This window comes from Leptolyngbya sp. FACHB-711 (assembly GCF_014695615.1).
Lineage (GTDB): Bacteria > Cyanobacteriota > Cyanobacteriia > Elainellales > Elainellaceae > Leptolyngbya_A.
In genome coordinates, this window is record NZ_JACJOR010000540.1 from 1 (window position 1) to 18303 (window position 18303).

The 18303-nt window shown below is 50.7% G+C and carries 18 protein-coding genes; 7 read left to right on the plus strand and 11 right to left on the minus strand.

Going from position 1 to position 18303, the window contains the following annotated elements:
- On the minus strand, positions 1-232 hold a 232-nt coding region (locus H6F80_RS26730), incomplete at its 3' end, for a DNA ligase LigA-related protein (RefSeq protein ID WP_190794558.1).
- Positions 233-752: 520 nt separating this feature from the next.
- Here H6F80_RS26730 and H6F80_RS26735 point away from each other — a divergent pair.
- The 4 genes from H6F80_RS26735 (at position 753) to H6F80_RS26750 (ending at position 4058) form a co-directional block, all read left to right on the plus strand.
- Complete coding sequence (locus H6F80_RS26735; protein WP_190794559.1) at positions 753-1178, plus strand: acyl-CoA thioesterase; 426 nt, start codon at positions 753-755, stop codon at positions 1176-1178.
- 496 nt (positions 1179-1674) lie between these two features.
- A complete protein-coding gene (locus H6F80_RS26740) occupies positions 1675-3105 on the plus strand; it encodes a form I ribulose bisphosphate carboxylase large subunit (protein ID WP_190794560.1) in 1431 nt (476 codons plus the stop codon).
- Between the two features lie 112 nt (positions 3106-3217).
- Positions 3218-3640 (plus strand): RuBisCO chaperone RbcX, encoded by a 423-nt coding sequence (gene rcbX / locus H6F80_RS26745; RefSeq protein WP_190794561.1) that lies wholly within the window; start codon positions 3218-3220, stop codon positions 3638-3640.
- A 76-nt stretch (positions 3641-3716) separates the two neighbouring features.
- Complete coding sequence (locus H6F80_RS26750; protein WP_190794562.1) at positions 3717-4058, plus strand: ribulose bisphosphate carboxylase small subunit; 342 nt, start codon at positions 3717-3719, stop codon at positions 4056-4058.
- 143 nt (positions 4059-4201) lie between these two features.
- On the opposite strand, the gene H6F80_RS29310 is transcribed toward H6F80_RS26750, so the two are convergent.
- The 4 genes from H6F80_RS29310 to H6F80_RS26765 all read right to left on the minus strand — a co-directional run bounded on the left by H6F80_RS29310 (position 4202) and on the right by H6F80_RS26765 (position 9315).
- A complete protein-coding gene (locus H6F80_RS29310; RefSeq protein ID WP_199296853.1) occupies positions 4202-4624 on the minus strand; it encodes a transposase in 423 nt (140 codons plus the stop codon).
- Positions 4557-5054, minus strand: coding sequence for a helix-turn-helix domain-containing protein (locus H6F80_RS29315; protein WP_199296854.1), 498 nt, complete (start codon positions 5052-5054; stop codon positions 4557-4559). Before H6F80_RS29315 ends, H6F80_RS29310 begins: the two co-directional genes overlap by 68 nt.
- A gap of 308 nt (positions 5055-5362) precedes the next feature.
- Positions 5363-7633: a GumC family protein gene (locus H6F80_RS26760; protein WP_190794563.1), complete on the minus strand. Its 2271-nt coding sequence runs from the start codon at positions 7631-7633 to the stop codon at positions 5363-5365.
- Between the two features lie 233 nt (positions 7634-7866).
- Positions 7867-9315, minus strand: coding sequence for a polysaccharide biosynthesis/export family protein (locus H6F80_RS26765; protein WP_190794564.1), 1449 nt, complete (start codon positions 9313-9315; stop codon positions 7867-7869).
- 412 nt (positions 9316-9727) lie between these two features.
- On the opposite strand from H6F80_RS26765, the gene H6F80_RS31470 reads away from it, so the two are divergent.
- Positions 9728-11416 carry a glycosyltransferase gene (locus tag H6F80_RS31470; RefSeq protein WP_242067590.1) on the plus strand — a complete coding sequence of 563 codons (1689 nt, stop codon included), beginning with the start codon at positions 9728-9730 and terminating at the stop codon, positions 11414-11416.
- Positions 11417-11475: 59 nt separating this feature from the next.
- Here H6F80_RS31470 and H6F80_RS26780 read toward each other — a convergent pair whose 3' ends face one another.
- On the minus strand, positions 11476-12147 hold the full coding sequence (locus H6F80_RS26780) for a PPC domain-containing protein (RefSeq protein WP_206755117.1): 672 nt from the start codon (positions 12145-12147) through the stop codon (positions 11476-11478).
- A 388-nt stretch (positions 12148-12535) separates the two neighbouring features.
- On the opposite strand from H6F80_RS26780, the gene recJ reads away from it, so the two are divergent.
- The gene (gene recJ, locus H6F80_RS26785) at positions 12536-14950 is read left to right on the plus strand and encodes a single-stranded-DNA-specific exonuclease RecJ (protein WP_190794566.1); all 2415 of its coding nucleotides are present in this window, start codon (positions 12536-12538) and stop codon (positions 14948-14950) included.
- A 59-nt stretch (positions 14951-15009) separates the two neighbouring features.
- Here the strand turns inward: recJ and H6F80_RS30500 are convergent, their stop codons facing one another.
- Positions 15010-15135 carry a hypothetical protein gene (locus H6F80_RS30500; protein WP_277879274.1) on the minus strand — a complete coding sequence of 42 codons (126 nt, stop codon included), beginning with the start codon at positions 15133-15135 and terminating at the stop codon, positions 15010-15012.
- Between the two features lie 365 nt (positions 15136-15500).
- Here H6F80_RS30500 and H6F80_RS26790 point away from each other — a divergent pair, with 365 nt between their 5' ends.
- Positions 15501-15758: a hypothetical protein gene (locus H6F80_RS26790; RefSeq protein ID WP_190794567.1), complete on the plus strand. Its 258-nt coding sequence runs from the start codon at positions 15501-15503 to the stop codon at positions 15756-15758.
- 28 nt (positions 15759-15786) lie between these two features.
- Here H6F80_RS26790 and H6F80_RS26795 read toward each other — a convergent pair whose 3' ends face one another.
- From H6F80_RS26795 to H6F80_RS31475, 4 genes are all read right to left on the minus strand, one after another.
- The gene (locus H6F80_RS26795; protein ID WP_190794568.1) at positions 15787-16527 is read right to left on the minus strand and encodes a hypothetical protein; all 741 of its coding nucleotides are present in this window, start codon (positions 16525-16527) and stop codon (positions 15787-15789) included.
- Positions 16528-16655: 128 nt separating this feature from the next.
- Entirely contained in the window at positions 16656-17270 is a 615-nt protein-coding gene (locus H6F80_RS26800; protein ID WP_190794569.1) for a YdcF family protein, read from the minus strand.
- A 112-nt stretch (positions 17271-17382) separates the two neighbouring features.
- Positions 17383-18165 carry a PP2C family protein-serine/threonine phosphatase gene (locus H6F80_RS26805; RefSeq protein ID WP_518523662.1) on the minus strand — a complete coding sequence of 261 codons (783 nt, stop codon included), beginning with the start codon at positions 18163-18165 and terminating at the stop codon, positions 17383-17385.
- Positions 18166-18192: 27 nt separating this feature from the next.
- On the minus strand, positions 18193-18303 hold the full coding sequence (locus tag H6F80_RS31475) for a hypothetical protein (protein WP_518523663.1): 111 nt from the start codon (positions 18301-18303) through the stop codon (positions 18193-18195).

Genomic DNA, 18303 nt, shown 5'->3' on the forward strand with positions numbered 1-18303 from the left:
CCCCCACACGCTGCGTTGGGCTATCAAGCGTAATCAGCTCTGGATGCTGCTGTTCCAGCTCTTGCAGTTCCCGATAAAGGCGATCATAAACTTCATCAGGAAGGCTGGGATTATCCAATACGTAATAGTCGTAACTTGCCTTTCGCAGCAGCTTTCGCAGTTCTTCAATTCTTTGCTGGACAGAAATTTGGGGGGTGGCTTGAGAATTCACAGGCTGTTGAGTCGCGGACATAGGAGGAAAGCGAGTGACATTGGGCGATCGGAGATATTTCTCCAAGAGTGCCTATTTAATGTATGCCATCAGGGGCGATTGGGAACCTCCGTACTACAGCAGATCTTCTAATTCAGGAAGAGGTTTGAAGCATATTAGGGAAGTGGTAAAGTCCCTGAAGTCCTTCTAGCTAAAGCTACAGTGTCGATCGCAGTTGGGTAAGACCAGTTAAGCTAGCAACGTTAGCGACGGTTCGAGGTTTTACAGCCGCTTAAATTCCTCAATGCTGGGCGACTTTGAATGGAAAATCGATCGGCTCCTCCAGCATTACCAGCCTTTAGGGTTGGGGCGAATCGCCAGCCGAGTTGTCAGATATCGTGACTGATATGGACACAGGAGCCAACTTTAGAAGACACCAAATCTTGCAGGCTTTCCTTTCCCATCAGAGCGTTCTACAACTTAAAATCCCCCAGCGTTAGAGAATTTAGGGGACTGCAAAACCTTAACCACCAACCGTACAACTTCTGAAATACTCCTTAAAATGCCCTTCACCTATCAACGCACCATTCGGTTTAGTGACACTGATGCTGCCGGAGTCGTTTATTTCGCAAATATCCTCTCGATCTGCCACGAAAGCTATGAGGCGTTATTAGCATCCGGCGGAATTGATTTAAACGAATTTTTTTCGGCTCGATCGATCGCCGTTCCGATCGTTCATGCCAGCATTGACTTTTTACATCCAATGCGCTGTGGCGATGTATATCAAGTTCACCTTCAGCCGATCGAAATTAAAGCCAGCAAGTTCAGGTTGAACTATTCGATCGCCTCAACGAATCAAACGTCATCAAATCAAATTGCAGCCGCTGCTCATACCATTCATGTCTGCGTTAAAACCGATCGTCGAGAGAAAACAGAATTGCCTGAATCCCTACGGCTATGCCTGCTTCAGGCGATTGAATCAGCTTGACAGAATGACCACGTCCTGCATGGAAATTCAATTAAATGATTTAATATTTCTTAAGATCAGCAGCAGTCAAGACGTTCACCGTGACGCAAAACGTGAAACGCTGATCAGGCAAACAGAAGCAACAAATCTAGTCTGTCTTCCGCTTCATCAATCGACAAATATATAAACAATCGTTATCTATAAACTAAGAAGATTCAAATATACACTTATTACATTCCTGATATATTTTTGAATGAACCCGTGAACAGGGCAGACATAAAGATAATATTAAGGTTGCCAGTTGATTTGCCCTGACTCAAGACTGACTGGATCAGCACTACAGAATTTTTGTGGCTGTTGGTAGCCCATGTTGGTAGCCCAATAATTGGTTGGCGCATACTTGCCTGTTTGACGCAATCGCTTTAAGGATCGCGTCTGCAAGCTGCGTGTGAGCAGGGTAGGGTTTCTATGTTCGGATTTCGCGTTCGGATCGAAGTGATTCACAGGAAGGGAAATCATGTCGTACTCTCAAACTAAAACCCAGACTAAAGCTGGGTATCAGGCAGGTGTAAAAGATTATCGCCTGACCTACTACACGCCCGACTACACGCCGAAGGATACAGACATCCTGGCAGCGTTCCGTGTGACTCCTCAGCCTGGAGTTCCTTACGAAGAAGCTGGTGCAGCCGTTGCCGCAGAATCCTCAACCGGAACCTGGACCACCGTTTGGACAGACCTGCTGACGGATCTCGATCGCTATAAGGGTCGCTGCTACGACATCGAACCCGTTCCTGGCGAAGATAACCAGTTCATCGCATACATTGCTTATCCGCTGGATCTGTTCGAGGAAGGCTCTGTCACCAACATGCTCACCTCGATCGTGGGTAACGTGTTTGGTTTCAAAGCCCTGAAAGCCCTGCGTCTGGAAGACCTGCGGATTCCCGTGGCTTACCTGAAGACGTTCCAGGGACCGCCCCATGGTATTCAGGTTGAGCGCGACAAGATCAACAAATACGGTCGTCCGCTGCTGGGCTGTACCATCAAGCCGAAGCTCGGTCTCTCTGCGAAGAACTACGGTCGTGCAGTGTATGAGTGTCTGCGCGGCGGTCTAGACTTTACCAAAGACGACGAAAACATTAACTCGCAGCCGTTCCAGCGGTGGCGCGATCGTTTCACCTTCGTCGCTGAGGCAATTCACAAAGCCCAGGCTGAAACGGGTGAAATCAAAGGTCACTACCTGAACGTGACGGCTGCAACCTGTGAAGACATGCTGAAGCGCGCCGAGTATGCCAAAGAACTCGGAATGCCCATCATCATGCACGACTTCCTGACGGCAGGCTTCACCGCGAACACAACCCTGTCGAAGTGGTGCCGGGACAATGGGGTTCTGCTTCACATCCACCGCGCAATGCACGCCGTGATCGATCGTCAGAAGAACCACGGGATGCACTTCCGCGTTCTGGCGAAGTGTCTGCGGATGTCGGGCGGTGACCACATCCACACTGGAACGGTTGTGGGTAAGCTGGAAGGCGACCAGGCAGTGACTCTGGGCTTCGTGGATCTGCTGCGTGAAAACTATGTGGAGCAAGATCGCTCGAAGGGAATTTACTTCACTCAGGACTGGGCTTCGATGCCGGGCGTGATGGCGGTCGCATCGGGTGGTATTCACGTATGGCACATGCCTGCACTGGTTGAAATCTTCGGCGACGACTCCGTGCTTCAGTTCGGTGGTGGTACGCTGGGTCACCCCTGGGGTAATGCGCCTGGTGCAACGGCTAACCGCGTGGCTCTGGAAGCTTGTGTCCAGGCTCGGAACGAAGGTCGTAACCTGATGCGTGAAGGCGGCGACATTATCCGTGAGGCTTGCCGTTGGTCACCTGAGCTGGCTACCGCTTGCGAACTGTGGAAGGAAATCAAGTTCGAGTTTGAAGCACAAGACACTATCTAAGAGGCGAAGATGAAGGATGCAGGACAGAGAGCGAATTGCAGCCTCCTTCTGAACCGACAGAAATAAGCTGTTATTCTTACCTCATGCTTCATCCTTCATTCATCCGTCTCCTATGGATCTCAGGCAAATTGCCAAAGATACTGCCAAAACGCTCATTAGCTACCTCACCTATCAAGCGATGCGAACGGTGGCTGCTCAACTGGATGAGACTGATCCGCCGAGGGCACTCTGGCTCCGTCAGTTCTCGACTAGAGCGGGTGTCCAGGATGGTGAAGCGTTTTTACGATCGCTGTTTCGCGAACGACAAGAACTGGCATTTCGGATTCTAACCGTTCGAGAACATATCGCGGAGGAAATTGCAGAGGTGCTGCCCGAAATGCTGCGATCGACGATTCAGCAAGCGAATATCGAGCAGCGTCGTCAGCAGCTTGAACGCATGACGCAAGTAAGCGTTGATGGAACCAATCCTGATCAGGCAAGCAATCCTGCTGCCCCCCGTTTAGAAAACACCTCTGATAGTGAGTCTAACGAGTAGCGTTTAGCAAATGCCGTTGAGCAAAAGGCAACTCAAGATTTGCTCCTTGTAAACCTAAAACCTGAACTGATCAATCATGAAGACTTTACCTAAAGAGCGGCGTTACGAAACTTTTTCTTATCTGCCTCCGCTCAGCGATGCGCAAATTTCCCGTCAGATCCAGTACACAATCGATCAAGGCTATTTTCCCTGTATCGAGTTCAACGAAGACTCTGCAGCTGAGATGTATTACTGGACAATGTGGAAGCTGCCTCTGTTCAACGCTCGCAGCCCTCAGGAAGTGCTGAGCGAAGTGCAGCAGTGCCGCTCTGAGTTCCCCAACTGCTACATCCGCGTAGTTGCGTTTGACAACATCAAGCAGTGCCAGGTAATGAGCTTTATCGTTCACAAGCCCGGTTCCAACAACTATCGCTACTAAGGGTTAAGTTCGTTCTTCAATTGAGCCAATCGTAAATAAAAAGGGGGTAGGCTTTCCTATCTCCTTTTTTGTTTTTCAGGAATCACAAGTTGATTTAGCTGCAATAAAAGGCGGTCTGATTCGATTCTCGTTATACCAATTCTCTAAATTTGGGTGACAGATAGAGCATGCAGTATGGACTGGCGTCTCGTAATTGCTACAACTATCTCAGGGGTCAGTACTTCCAGTCGTTCTCTCAACTGCTGACGTAACTGGTCAAGGGTTGCTGGTAAGCTCCAACGCAATCGTCGCTTCAGATATTGCCACACTTGCTCAATCGGGTTCAGCTCAGGACAATGAGGGGGTTGAAACAACAGAATAATATTGTTGGGAACCTTCAAGCGCTTGGCTTTGTGAAAACCACCATTGTCCAATCGAATAATTAAAAAATCATCCTTGAACTGGTCAGAGACTAAATTCAAAAACACTGGGAAGCAATCGGTGTTGAGATGAGAAAACTCAAAGAAAAAATGCTCCCCCATTTTCGGTTCCACAATGCCATAAAGTAAGTTGCTTGAAATTGCCATTGCACCTGTCCCATTGGTGCAAGCGGTAATACACCAGTTTATGCACCGTTTTATACTTTGCCTCAATCCCTAACTGACTCTCCAACCAGTCGCAAATTGCTTGATACCCATCAAAGCCTTGCGGTTCCTCTAAGCGTTTCTGCAATGCTTTCTCTGCCCATGCAGGAATCGCACGTCGTCTCCCTGAAGACGTTTTGCGCTTGAGCAACTCAGCGATGCCGCCTTTTCGGTACAATCGCAGCCACTCCTGTAATGTCGCTCGGTGCCGCCTCAACATAGATGCGGCTTCCTGCCCTGTTGGAGCTTGCTTGCTTTTGAGTAAGTACAGCAAGTGAATTCGTTCTTTGCCGGATGCTGTTTTCTGCTCTCTCAACAACTGCTTGAGGTCCGCTTTACTCTCTTGGATTTCCAGTTTGTAAATCCCTGCCATACTCTACGATTGAACTCTCTACCAGTCTTATATCATCTGTCGTCTACTCTCGCAGAATTGGTATTACTTAGTGATTAGGATCGACCACGTTTGGCAACTCACCTTATCCAGTTCATCCAACATCGAATTCCTACAATGGTTACTATTGTCTAACCAACGAGGAAAAGGGGGGTAAGGGGCGTACCTTCGCAGGGGAGGACGATCGCTATCAAATAAAAAGGGATGAATTTCTCTAATTCACCCCTTAAAGTCTATAGTCTACTGTTTCGGAGCCGCTTACGTAGCCATTGCTATCCTCGCATCAAGGGCTAACCATCGCGTCGAGACGAGAGTGACTTCTGACTGTAGTTCGTGTACGCTCCAGTCGGATCACCGTGTTCACGCAGATGATTAACGACCAGACTGACTCCTGACATCGGCAGCCCGGTTAACTTATTCAGGACGCGCTGCACTGCATTGCGGTTGGTTTTACCGGTTGCAATCACAAGCAGAACTTCATCGACTTCAGCAGTAAGGAAGTTGGCATCCGTTACGCCAAACAGATGGGGTGTATCGTAAATGACCAGGTCAAAAGCAGAGCGGAATTTTTCCATTAGCTGCTTCATCTGATCCGAGCCGAGCAGCCTTGCTGACCCCGGCATCATCGAGCCAGCCGTCAACACATACAGATTCTCAGCCAGGGGCGATCGTTGAATGACTTCATCTGCGCTGACATTGCTCGTAAGCAAATCACTCAGCCCTTTTGCATTTCGCAGATCCAGACGGCTTTGAACCTGAGGCTGACGCAGGTTAGTGTCTACAAGCAAAACTCGCTGCCCCGCACCCGCTGCCGTTTGTGCCAGATAAAGGGCAATCGTCGTTTTGCCGTCTCCAGCCTCCGCAGAAGACACCATCAAGGCGCGAATTGGCGGTTCCGCTAAGCGAATGTTGGAATACAGATCGCTAAACGATTCACGGAACGCTGCGGTTTCCAGGCGGCTGTCTTCCACATCTCCTGATGCGCCAAACGCTGTCGGAAAATCAAGGGACTGCTTTGCCCCTCTGGAAAAGGGAATGACGCCTGTGGTCGGCAGCTTGATCGTGTCTTGGATGTCCTCGATCGTGTAAAACACATTGCGATACCGCTCCAGCATCAGTGCCAGAAGTGTCCCCAGCAGTAGCCCTGCCCCCACGCCTGCAATGACCAGATTGGCGGCTCTCGAAGGTCCAGGAACTGGATTTCCCTCTGCATCCCGAGGAATCGTTGGCTCAGATACCATCTCCCAGGGAATTTCGGTTTGTGCCGCTTCAACTCGCAGAGTTTCTCGCTGGGTCAACAGACGATCGAGCGTTTGCGTTGCGATTTCCAGGTCCCGTGTCAGGTCGTTGTACTGGCGGGCGATCGCTGGAAATTGCTGAATCCGTCCCCTAAACTGATTCGTGGCTTGATTAATCTCCCGACTGCGGGCTTCTAGCATCTGAATCTGGTTACCCGCTGTTACCATCTGTTCGATTAGTCCGAGCCGAATCGAGTTTTGGAATGCCAGCACTTGAGGGTTGCCACCCGATCCATTCTGTCCTGCTGCCCGTCCAACAATCCGCTGTGCCTGCTGATTCATCAAACTAGCCAGGTTCGCTTCCCGCTGCCTGAGGGAGAGCAACACAGGGCTTTGGTCGCTAAACCGGGCAGACTCAACCGCAATCTGGCTTTGAATTTCCTGTAGAGCCGTTTGAAGTGCCCGGTAGTTCGGGTCTTCACTGAGGGCAGAAGCCGCGATCGCCTCCTGCGGGCTAAGCTGGAGCTGCCGCTGGAGATTGGAATAGAGCGTTCTTTGCTCCTGGAGCTCGCGATCGGTTTCTAAGCGCAGACTGGTAATGTTATTGACCTGCTCAGAGAGCTGGCCTCCCTGTATTTCAGGATTAATTAAGTTGTACTGCTGCTGAAGTCGCTGAAGCTGATCCTGGACACTTCTAACCCGCTGTTGCAGTTCGGGAAGCTGATCCTCAATAAACTTGATCCCTTCTCCAAATCGGCTCTTGCGATCTTCGAGACTGTACTGCAAGAAACGATCGGCAGTGACTTTCAAAACTTCCTGCACCAGCCCTGGATCGTTTCCTTCAAACGTGATTTTGATGATACGGGTGGCATCGGGAGATTCTTCTGAAACTAGCCGCTCAACGACTAATCCTTCTCGCAGGTTGACATAGCTAAAGTCGGGATACTGAGATTTGACCTGCTGCACGATCGAGTTCAGCATTTCTGGGTTTTGCAGAATCTCGATCTGAGTGGCATAGTCTAGTGTAAACACATCCCGCCCCGGAACTCCGCCTTCGGTTCGCGTCACAGTTAGCGGATCGGCAATCCGAGCTTCGTTTGTGACTGGCTCGACTAGAAGCTGAAAGTCTCCCTCATAGGTCAGGGGGATTTTCATGGCTTGAAAGATCGCCAGGGCAGTGGTTGCCGTTGCCACTCCTGCAATTAGCAGAGCCTGCCGCTGAATCGTTCGACCGAGGGCACGCAGATTCAAGCCTCGGTTAGGAGAGACATCGGCTTCGTCTAGGTCGCTAGACGGGAGTGGGGCAATTGGTCTGCCTCTCATACTGGGGGCTAAGGATTGAACTGTTTGCTCTATTTCCATATTGACCTCTTTATAAGCTCAAGTGACCCACCCTAATCAGGAATGATTGGTGTTTCAGGCAACATTAAACACAGTTAAATGCGTGGACTACAGTCGGTAGATTGCCGGATATCAGAAGAACACTGACTTAACTTTTAAGCTTTAAGCATCGAAGAAAAAACACTGGGGAATGGATTCAGCAAGCTTTAAAGGCATTAGTTGTTGTTATCAAAGTCGTCGTCATCGTCGTCGTCATCATCAGAGTCGTTGTTATCATCCCCAATTGTTGTGATCGTATCCACAATGTTAAAGATGCTCCCAACTGCCCCCAGCACTCCAGAGAAGGGAGCTAAGACAGCACTGAGAAAATCCCCAGTCCTTGCCAGCCCAGAACGGCTAACCACGATTGTGTCGTATTCCCGCAAGGAGGGATTGGTTTGCTCATTCACTCCTGCTGCCAGATCGACTTCTACGGTGCGTCGGGTAGCAGTGCCATTGGGGTTGAGGCGAATGAGTTCTACGCGGCTGCGTCTGGCACGTCTAGACTCAAATCCACCTGCTGCCAGGAGTGCCTGATTAAGCGGGGTATTGGGTGGCACTGCAACCACTCCGGGTGCTCCCACTTCACCCACGACGTTGACTTGAATCGTGGCTGGAGAAAGGTTTGCTATCCCCTGAGTCAAGAGTTCCTCGTTGCTGAGCGCAGTTGCAGTGGGAATATAAACAATGTCTCGATCGCGTAGCCGCACGTCCTGATTAAGATTGCCACTTTTTACCAGATCCCAGAGGTTTGCGTCGATAATTTCGATCGCACCATCGGGCTGGGGACGGCGAATCTGCACTTGCCGGAGGTCCGCAGACTGAGTAATTCCGCCTGCCGCTTGAATTGCCTGAGAGAGCGTGGGCCACTCATTTCCAGTAGAGGTGCCCGCTGCTGCATCACCAGCGAGAGTAGCATTTGTGACGCTGCCTGGATTAATGGCGTAGGCACCGGGGCGTTTGACTTCACCTGCAACGCTAATTTGAAGGGTGCGAACCGCTGCCAGATTGACTGAAACAAGGGGGTTGTTGATATAAGCTGCATAGGCTCTTGAGATTGCAGCCGTCGCTTGGTCGAGGCTGAGTCCCTGAACCCGTAAGGTTCCTGCCCAAGGAAGCCGAATCGTTCCGTCGATCGAGACGGTGTGACGACCTGCCTCGCCACTTAACTCTGGCACATCAAAAATATCAATCTGAATTTGGTCTCCAGGCCCAAGCAAGTAGGCATTTTCAAACGGAGCGGCTGTGAGTGGAGGTGGAATAATCGTTCGATTGGGTTGAGGCAGCGCACCAGGAGGAGACTGGGGCAGGGCTGGAGCCGGAGTGGTTTGCGTTAGCCCACCCGTTGCTTCCGCTGCATCTTCGGAAGAGGACTGTTCTGGAGCGGTTTGGGCAGCAGCCGGAGTGGTCGGGGCGGGTTCAGTCGGAGCAGTTTGAGCGAGAACAGGAAACGTTGCTGCGGTCGTCCATGCCGTCAGGCTAAGCAGGAGCGTTGCGATCGAGCGACGGAACCCCTCCTTGCGAGAATGCTGGTAAAGCAGAGATGAATAAGATGAAATTACTAAAAACTGACCCTGATTCGGGTGTCGCTGGGCAGGCGAATTAGTATTCAGCGAGGCTTTCATATTTCTACTAGGAACCTAATTAAGTAGTAAGGAAGCACAACCAGAACTAGAACAAAAACCTGAATGAGCCTGGCGAGATATCGATGCAATCCCTGTTATTTCTGTGTACCGAGCATTTAGGGAATGGCAAGCCTGCGATCGGTAAGTGGTAGCGAAACACTGTCTGAATTATTCCATCCAAGCTACCACAAGTTACTAGAAGCACAGCCAAAAAAAGCCCATATCGCCCCGGTTTTTACCAATTTAAAATCATTCTTTTCCAAAACTTTGTAATTGCGACAATGGTACTGAACAAGCTTTTACAGTTCACTGGGGTAATTGTGACTACTGTGGTAGGAGAATAACGGATAGGAGCAGTTTTTCTGCTCTCACAACTTGATTTCACTGCTGTTTTTACTGCGTCAGGAAGATTATGTCTGCGACAACTCAGGCCTCGTTCCAAGCCTCTGGTTCATCCGACTGCGCTATCCGCCTCGCAGTTATAGTTCTCAACTACCGCACGGCAGATTTAACAATCAGCTGTTTGGAATCACTAGTGTCAGAAGTAGAGACACTGCCTGGTACTCAGGTGTATGTAGTTGATGGCTGTTCAAACGATGGCTCAGTAGAGAAAATCTCAGCCGCGATTGCCGACGCGCAGTGGAACTGGGTGACATTCCTGCCGCTTGAGCAGAATCGGGGCTATGCAGCGGGCAACAATGCCGCAGTCCGCCAAATTCTTGCAGGGGAAACGCCGCCTGACTACATTTTGCTGTTGAATCCCGACACGATCGTGCGACCGCAAGCGCTAGCAACGCTGGTCGAATTTATGGATCGCCATCCTGAAGCGGGAATTGCAGGCAGTCGACTAGAAGAGCTAGACGGAACCCCTCAGCGATCAGCGTTTCGCTTTCCCACGGTTTTGAGTGAGCTGGATGATGGGCTGCGGCTGGGCATTATTTCAAAGCTGCTTGCGCCCTGGACGGTTGCCCCACCCGTCCCGGAAGGTGAATGCCAGGTCGGCTGGGTTGCTGGAGCCAGCATGATTGTGCGGCGATCGGTCTGGGAAAGTGTCGGGCTAATGGACGAGGACTATTTTCTCTATTACGAGGAGGTTGATTTCTGTTTGGCAGTTCAGCGGGCGGGATGGTCTTGCTGGTATGTGCCCCAGAGCCGAGTTGTTCATTTTGTAGGGCAAAGCTCTGGTGTCACCGATACGAAAATTGCCCCTAAACGTCGCCCGACCTACTGGTTTGACTCGCGGCGACGATTTTTCACTAAAAACTACGGCTGGTGGTATGCCGTTCTTGCTGAATTGGTGTGGGCAGTGAGCTTTGTACTGTGGCGAGTGCGACGGGTAATTCAGCGCAAGACAGATACAGACCCGCCCCATCTACTCGTAGACTTTATTCGAAATAGCGTTCTGGTCAAAACGATGACGGAATTCTTGAAAGCAGGCTTACCTGATATAAATAATTCTCAGTCCAGTCCAGCCGATAGTCCGATGGTCAGTTCCACGGATAGCCCGGTTGCTTCGCAGTTCCCTAGGCAGGGAATCCCCGAACTCGCTGAGCCCGAATTAAGTCTCTGGCAGCAGATTCGGGAGGACTGGGAAGCCCACGGGCGCGACTGGACGAAACCGGGATTTCGAGCGGTGGCAGTGCAGCGGTTTGGCGTTTGGCGCATGAAGATTCAGCCGAAGCTTTTGCGTGCCCCGTTCAGTATTTTGTATCGATCGCTTTATCGCAAAGTTCGCAACACCTACGGCATTGATTTGCCCTTCACCGTCAAGCTGGGTCGTCGGGTTGTTGTGGAACATCAGAGCGGCATTATCGTCCACGGTTACAGCACAATTGGGGATGACAGCATTATCCGTCAGGGGGTGACGCTGGGAAATCGCTACCTCGATCGCCCGTTTGATGCCCCAAAGCTTGGCAAACGCGTCAATGTGGGAGCCGGAGCAAAACTCCTGGGCAATGTGGAAATTGGGGATGATGCCAACATTGGCGCCAATGCCGTTGTTTTATCCGACATTCCTGCTGGACGAACTGCGGTGGGAATTCCCGCCAAACTGCTGCCCATCAAACCTGCTAGCGAAGCTCCTGCACCCGAACCGTCTTAATTAACGTCCCCCTTTCCTTCTTCACTCATCCACTCCCCAGTCACTCGCCTCCCTACCCGCTATAGAGCAGACTGAGTTTGCAAAACAGCGAGCTGTTGACGAATTTGATTCGCCGCGTCGCTGTTTCCTGCTTTCTCGTAGAGATCGGCAGCTTGCTGATAGTTAGAAATGGCTAACGACAAATTACCTTGAGCATAGGCAACTTCAGCGCAATCGAGATAGGGGGCAGGCTGATTTGGCTCAATTTGAATGGCTTCGGAAAGTGCGGTTGCGGCTTCCTCAAGTTTGCCTTCTGAGAACAAGCGAACCCCTCTGGAATACGCCTGATCAAAGGGGGTCGCAGGTTTGACGCTGATTGTGTAGCTGCCGCCCTGCCCACTAAAAGAACGCGCAAGCACCTTGTACTGCCCATTTTCGGGAAGTGTGACCACGAGTGAGGAATTGAGGCTGCGAGCATAATCATCATTTGCTGCAATTTCTCGACCGCTAGGGTCAAGTAACGTAAGGTAGGTGTCAAATTCGCCGCTATTAAGCGAAATCGTTACGATTTGACCTGCCTCTCCGGAAAAAAGATGCTCTTGCTGCATCGGTTGAAGCGAACCCTGCTCTTGAAGCACAGACTGTACCTGAGCCATTTCCTTCGGAGTCGCGCTCTGCGCTAATCGCGGCAGGAAGCCGATCGATCCACCCGTAAGAACGATCGCGCTTATCAGCAAACTCAAGGAATTCATTTCGAATCGGTTGAGCTTTAGAAATTGGATCTGGCAGGACGAATTAAAACGACAAATCATGAACTCACTCCTCGAAATTAGGTTGTTTAGTCCAGCTTCTGTACAAGGCTGGATATATCTGTGAATATCAGCAAGAGCTGCGATTCAGCCCGTGCAATACGCTACCATCCCATTCAGGCACGGCAATCGATAATCCTGACAGTTTGCTGGACAGTTTTTTGTTGGGCACTTTATTATTGGGCACTTTTATTGAGAATAGTTTGGGTCACAGTCATGCCTTTCTCAACATTCCATCCGATCAAAGTGTTGATTTACTGATTCAGTACCGTCGTACTACGATAAGCAGCAGAGCTAGAGCAGCAGGCGATGCCTTAACGAGGATGCGGATATGCGTAAGGTAGAGTGGCAAGTTCAGGCAACGGCTGATTTACCCAGTGAATTTCTGGAAGCAGTGCAGCAGGCAGCAAGAAAAGCTTTAGCCGATGAAATGCTTCAAGCACATCGAGCAGCCCAGCTTCTCTGGCAGCGCGGCGTTCGATCGCTGCAGCAGATTGATGGTTACCTGAATCCAAATCAGTATCAGCCCATCAGTCCGTTTGCATTTGGGCAAGAGATGAGCTGGGCAGTCGAGCGCTTAGTTCAGGCAAGGCAAAACGCAGAGAAGGTTACCATTTGGGGAGATTTTGACGCAGACGGAATTACAGCAACGGCAGTGTTGTGGGAAGGACTAGGACAGTTTTTCTTGCCTGAGCAATTGACTTATGTGATTCCAAATCGGCTGACCGAATCCCACGGTTTATCGATCGGCGGTATAAATGGGCTAATTGCAGCAGGCTATCGGTTAATCGTCACCTGCGACACAGGCAGCACCAATTTATCTGAGCTGGAATACGCCCAGCAGCAGGGCATCGAAGTCATCATTACCGATCACCACACGCTGCCTGCACTGCGTCCTCCTGTCGTCGCGATGATTAACCCGCGCACCTTGCCTGCAACCCATCCGCTTGCCCATTTATCCGGCGTTGCGGTGGCATACAAACTCATTGAAGCTCTGTATGAAACTTTGCCGGATGTACCGACTCGTCCGCTCACAGATTTGCTCGATCTGGTGGCAATCGGTTTAATTGCCGATCTGGTGAATCTTACGGGCGACTGTCGCTATTTGGCACAGCGGGGCATCGAGCAGCTTCAAAAGCAGCGCAATCCCAAAACTGCTTCTCGTCCGGGGGTTGCCTGTTTGTTGGAACTGTGTCAGCGCAATGGCGATCGTCCTACGGATATTTCCTTTGGTTTGGGTCCGCGCATTAATGCGATCAGTCGGATTCGGGGGGATGCCCGGTTTGGGGTGGAGTTGTTGACTTGTCGGGAGATCGATCGCTGTCGGGAACTGGCGCAAGAAACCGAGCTTGCCAATACGCGGCGTAAATCTTTGCAAAAAGACGTGGTGCAGCAGATCCAGGCAAGGTTAACGGAGATTGATTTGTCTACCACAAGCGTCATTGTGCTGGCAGACTCTCAGTGGTCGGTGGGTGTTTTGGGACTGGTGGCAGGACAAATCGCTCAGGAAACGAATCGCCCCACAATTTTGCTGACTTATGACGAAACAGAAGCAAGCCTAATCGCGAGAGGTTCAGCCCGATCGACCCACAACCTTGACCTGTACGCGCTGTTTCAAACTCAGGCTCATTTGATTCAGCACTTTGGCGGACATCCCCTTGCCGCTGGGTTAACGCTGCCTTTGGAAAATCTGCCGCTCTTTACCGAAGCCATTAATCGTCAGGTTCGTCAGCAGCAAGCCAGTTTATCTGCTCCAACGCCTAGCGCAGATCTGACGGTGACGATCGCCGAATTGGGCAAAGACCTGTTTCGTGAACTGAAGCTGCTCGAACCCTACGGCATGGGAAATCCAGTTCCCCGGCTACTGATTCAAAACTGCTGGTTTCGCAATGTTCGCAATGCCAATATCAAAGATCTGCGCGGGCGGAAAGTTCGCTATATCAAAACCGAGTTTGAAATTTGGGATAAGACTATCTCTCAAGGATTTCCTGGAGTCTGGTGGGGACACTATCGCGACGAGATTCCAAGCGTTCCTTGTGACGCGATCGTTGAACTGGACTTTAACGCCTACCGCAAACAGTACGAAGTGCGTCTGGTCAATTTGCAAACCACTCGTAGCGTGACTCCTCAAGCAGAAAATTTCAGCATCGATTGGATTATTGATTGCCGAGATTCTGCCGGTTTACCCCTTCATTTCACTCGAAATGCAATGCAGAGCAGTTCTCCCCGGAGCGTAATCGAAGATGCAATTCAGCTCACGACCTGTCCGGCAAGCTGGGATGAACTTAGACAGTGGCTGCGGCAGGCACAGCAAACCCAACGATCGCTGATCCTGGCATATCCCCCTCCAAACGAAAATGCGCCGATCGATCACTGGCAACAGCTGGTGGGTGTAGCAAAATACCTCAGCCGCACGAGAATCTCATCTTCGCAGGAGCAAATTGCTCAGCAGCTTAATATCAGCATTCGATCGCTAGAAATCGGGCTGCTTCTACTGAAGCGATATGGATTTGAAGTGGATCGAGTAGGTGAGCAACTGTCTTTTTCCTATCCGTTCGAGTCATGTAAAACTGAACCGTCTGAATTAAGGCTAAGCGTGACTGAAGAAGGTTCCCTTTCAGGGATTCAGCCGTTTTTAGATGCCGTTCAGGAGGAGCAGTTTCAGCGGCAGTATTTCCATCAAGTTCCGCTTTCGTTGATTCAAGCGATCGTTATGAATCGCAATTTCGGCACGGATTTGGTGTGACGATGGGATGACGATAGGATTTTGATTGGCTCAGAGTAAATCTGGAGTGAATGGAGAGCCTATCTTCCAAACCTGCCTTTAATCCCCCTTGTCACCGCACTCATTGTCACCGCACTTGCTGCCACCACACTAAACACCCCGGCTCGTTCCATCGCCTCATTGCCCTCGATCCGGCGAACTTCCAAGGCTAAGCATTGAGATAATTCTATGTTTGTGCAATGCGTATTTTGATAGATTCCTGAGCATTCGCCGAAATCTGGATCGATCGGCAGAAATTTTGACGCTACCCATAGATAGACCTCTATGCGGTAAGTCCCCCTTCGGAGTGACGGTTTGCCGCCTTTAGTTTTGTACCTGCGAACGATTCTCAAGTCCTATGCTGGTTTGTTAGTTTCATTACTAACTTTTCTGACGCAGAGTGCAGTCGCTGATTGCAGACTGAAGCTCGTCAGATTACCAGGGTTCTTTAGCAAGAAGCCCGGCAGTTTGTTTGCGTCTTGTTCTAAACCATCTCTGAAATTAACTAAAAGTCTACTGAGTGAGGTCAGTCATGTTCAACCCAACCCATCTGCTTATCTCCCGCACCCGCCAAACTCCTATCCAGTTGATCGCTTGTGAAAACGGCTGCAAACTGCTGACCGAGCCTGAATACCAGAAAGGTAGCGAACCCGCATTTGAGCTTCGTCCGCGTCAGGGATTCTTCTGTCAGGGAATTTCGGTAGTGGGTTTTCGTCTGGAGCCAATTGCCGTGGCGCCGATCGCTGAGCCTGTAGAAGCCCCTTCCGAGGAAGTTGCAGAGGCAAACTAAGCAGAAGCAAATTCATTAACAAGCTCCTTTAAAATGCTTCCTCGCTGTCCAAATCGTCGGCTAAATCTTCTGCTTGTTCTGGCTGCGCTCTGGCATAAACAACCATCCAGGTTAATGGGTAGCTGCGGGTTCCCAAGGTTGAATGGCTCACATAACCGTCGCTGCCCTGAATCCGCTCTAATTGCCAAATGGCTTTTAGCTCCGAGGCAGTTAGTTTGGAATGAGCTTTCAGAATAATTCGATCGCCCACGCGAGGAATTGAGCGACCGGCGTAAAGCGGTTCAGACGGTTGATTCGCAATGTCCAAGTTTGGCTGACCTGTTCCAGTTCCGGTCAATTGAATTTGAACAGAGGAATAGGAATCTTGGGTTAGATCTAAATCTTGGCCGAGATCCTCGATTTCGTCGTCTAGTTCTGTCTCTAAGTCTGTTTCAGATTCTTCCGTTTCAGATTCCTGCTCGGACTTCTGGAAATTAGCGGCTCCGATCGATGCAGCCTTTTTAGAAAGAGCGGGCGGATTGCGAAGCTGCCAGAGTTTTTGCTTCAGAGTCTCTGGAGTGGCTTCCCAGACCTGCCGCTTTTGTGTTTCGGTCAATGCCTGAAGCTGGGAAAGCTCTTCAGTTGTTTCCATCACTGCCAGCATGTCCAGCACGGTCTGAAGCTCAGATGGGTTTAACCGCTCATCCGCTACCCGATCAAGACGATCTTCATTGAGGCTATCTTCAGGCGTGAAATCGGACTCCGGCATCGTCCGTGGAGTAGTGATCATGGTAAGAATCGATCGCCGCAGAAGAACAAGGGTACTCTTCCATCTTGGTCGATCGATTTCGCTTTGTGGAGCGGGAATTTACAAACTTGAACCATCGCCCTTCAGTTCAAGCATTCCCAATCAAAGCATTAGTGAATCGGGTGTTTCCAGCGTTGTAGCCAATCTGCGCCTGTGTTTCCCGTTGTCACCCACAATACAGCTCTGGCTGCGTCGCGTACCACTTTTTCAATCGGCTCATTCGCTTCGTGGCTGGGAACGGCGATCGGCTTAAAATCAATGCCGCGACTGCCCAGAATAATTTCACCAATTACCTGAGCGCGACGCATGTGGTAATCCGACGTGATCAGGTAAACGCTGGTAATGCCCTGTGCCTTGAGCATATCGACGAGCGTGGTGAAGTTTGTTACCGTATCGACTGCCTGATAGTCCAAATGGACGCGATCGGCGGGAATGCCTGCTTCTGAAAAGACCCATTCGGCGTATTCAGGATTGCTGCCGGAAGATACCCAGATTTGCAAATGAGGATGGGTTTGGGCAAATTCAGCGGCAAACTCTTCTCGCTCGGTTGCGCCACCCAATACCAGCACGGCTTGAGGCTTCTGCCATAAGCTTTCCACTTGCTGATAGCCAAACCCCACTGCGCCCAACAGCGTCACACCCAATATCATTTGCCTGAACGCTCGTCCCCACCCTGATCGCTGGGAAGACCGCTTTTTGCCCAAAACTGCCTGTCGCAATGTCATAAAACCAAACGGAAGAATCGGCAACCTGAACGTCAGCCCAAAGACCCTGAGCTTTGTACATGCAATAGCTTATCCCACCTGTGCAAAATGGAAACACGAAAAAAGGACAGAATTAATGTCCGCCTGTAGGGTGAACCTCATCCGGCGCGGGAATCTCCTCAAATGCCACAATTACGACCGTAATGTTGTCCCGTCCGCCTCGCTCTTTAGCCGCACTCACTAGCGTTGCCGCCGCTCGATCGCAGGCTCGAATCGTTTTCAGGTGAAAAGCAATCAGGTGGTCAGGCAGTTCTTCAGTAAGTCCATCGCTGCATAGTAGGAGGCGATCGTTCGATTGCAGTTCAAACGACTGCACATCAATTTGCCCTACGTCTTCTCGTCCCAGACAGCGCGACAGAATATGCCGCCAGGGATGCAGCCTTGCTTGATCAGGAGTCAGGTCGCCCAGTTTGGTTGCCCGTGCCACCCAGGTATGGTCTTCCGTGATTTGATGCAGCTTTGCCCCGCGCAGGCGATAAAGCCGAGAATCGCCAATATGAGCGCACCAAGACTCCTGATCGCGAAACAGAACAACTACTACGGTTGTGCCCATATCCGCTCGCTCAGGGTGCTTGACCTGATCTTGAAGAATGGCGCGATTTGCCTGTAAAAAAGCCTGTTCGAGCAGAGCGGCCGAGGAGTCGTCGGAATCCCAGTATTCGTTCAGATAAGCTTGAATCGATTCGGTGGCAATATGGCTAGCTTCCTGCCCGCCCGCGTGTCCGCCCATCCCGTCTGCCACGATAAAAAAGCGACCCTGTGGGTCAAGATAATAGTCATCCTGGTTAACAGAACGAAGCAACCCCGGATCAGTCAGACCCGTAAACAAGGGTTTCATGGTGGAAGCCAATGGCATGGGCAGCAGAATGAGATTGAATTCAGCTTAGAACATTCGATCGTATCGATCAATCCGCATTAGCAACCGAATCAGCGCAAATCCTGCCAGAATTGCCGGAACTGCCGCCGCCGCCGCTAGCCAAATAAACTGATTCAC

Coding starts and splice junctions, on each gene's coding strand:
- H6F80_RS26735 (WP_190794559.1), top strand. CDS start 753: ATGCCCTTCACCTATCAACGCACCATTCGGTTTAGTGACACTGATGCT.
- H6F80_RS26740 (WP_190794560.1), top strand. CDS start 1,675: ATGTCGTACTCTCAAACTAAAACCCAGACTAAAGCTGGGTATCAGGCA.
- rcbX (WP_190794561.1), top strand. CDS start 3,218: ATGGATCTCAGGCAAATTGCCAAAGATACTGCCAAAACGCTCATTAGC.
- H6F80_RS26750 (WP_190794562.1), top strand. CDS start 3,717: ATGAAGACTTTACCTAAAGAGCGGCGTTACGAAACTTTTTCTTATCTG.
- H6F80_RS29310 (WP_199296853.1), bottom strand. CDS start 4,624: ATGGCAATTTCAAGCAACTTACTTTATGGCATTGTGGAACCGAAAATG.
- H6F80_RS29315 (WP_199296854.1), bottom strand. CDS start 5,054: ATGGCAGGGATTTACAAACTGGAAATCCAAGAGAGTAAAGCGGACCTC.
- H6F80_RS26760 (WP_190794563.1), bottom strand. CDS start 7,633: ATGAGAGGCAGACCAATTGCCCCACTCCCGTCTAGCGACCTAGACGAA.
- H6F80_RS26765 (WP_190794564.1), bottom strand. CDS start 9,315: ATGAAAGCCTCGCTGAATACTAATTCGCCTGCCCAGCGACACCCGAAT.
- H6F80_RS31470 (WP_242067590.1), top strand. CDS start 9,728: ATGTCTGCGACAACTCAGGCCTCGTTCCAAGCCTCTGGTTCATCCGAC.
- H6F80_RS26780 (WP_206755117.1), bottom strand. CDS start 12,147: ATGAATTCCTTGAGTTTGCTGATAAGCGCGATCGTTCTTACGGGTGGA.
- recJ (WP_190794566.1), top strand. CDS start 12,536: ATGCGTAAGGTAGAGTGGCAAGTTCAGGCAACGGCTGATTTACCCAGT.
- H6F80_RS26790 (WP_190794567.1), top strand. CDS start 15,501: ATGTTCAACCCAACCCATCTGCTTATCTCCCGCACCCGCCAAACTCCT.
- H6F80_RS26795 (WP_190794568.1), bottom strand. CDS start 16,527: ATGATCACTACTCCACGGACGATGCCGGAGTCCGATTTCACGCCTGAA.
- H6F80_RS26800 (WP_190794569.1), bottom strand. CDS start 17,270: ATGACATTGCGACAGGCAGTTTTGGGCAAAAAGCGGTCTTCCCAGCGA.
- H6F80_RS26805 (WP_518523662.1), bottom strand. CDS start 18,165: ATGCCATTGGCTTCCACCATGAAACCCTTGTTTACGGGTCTGACTGAT.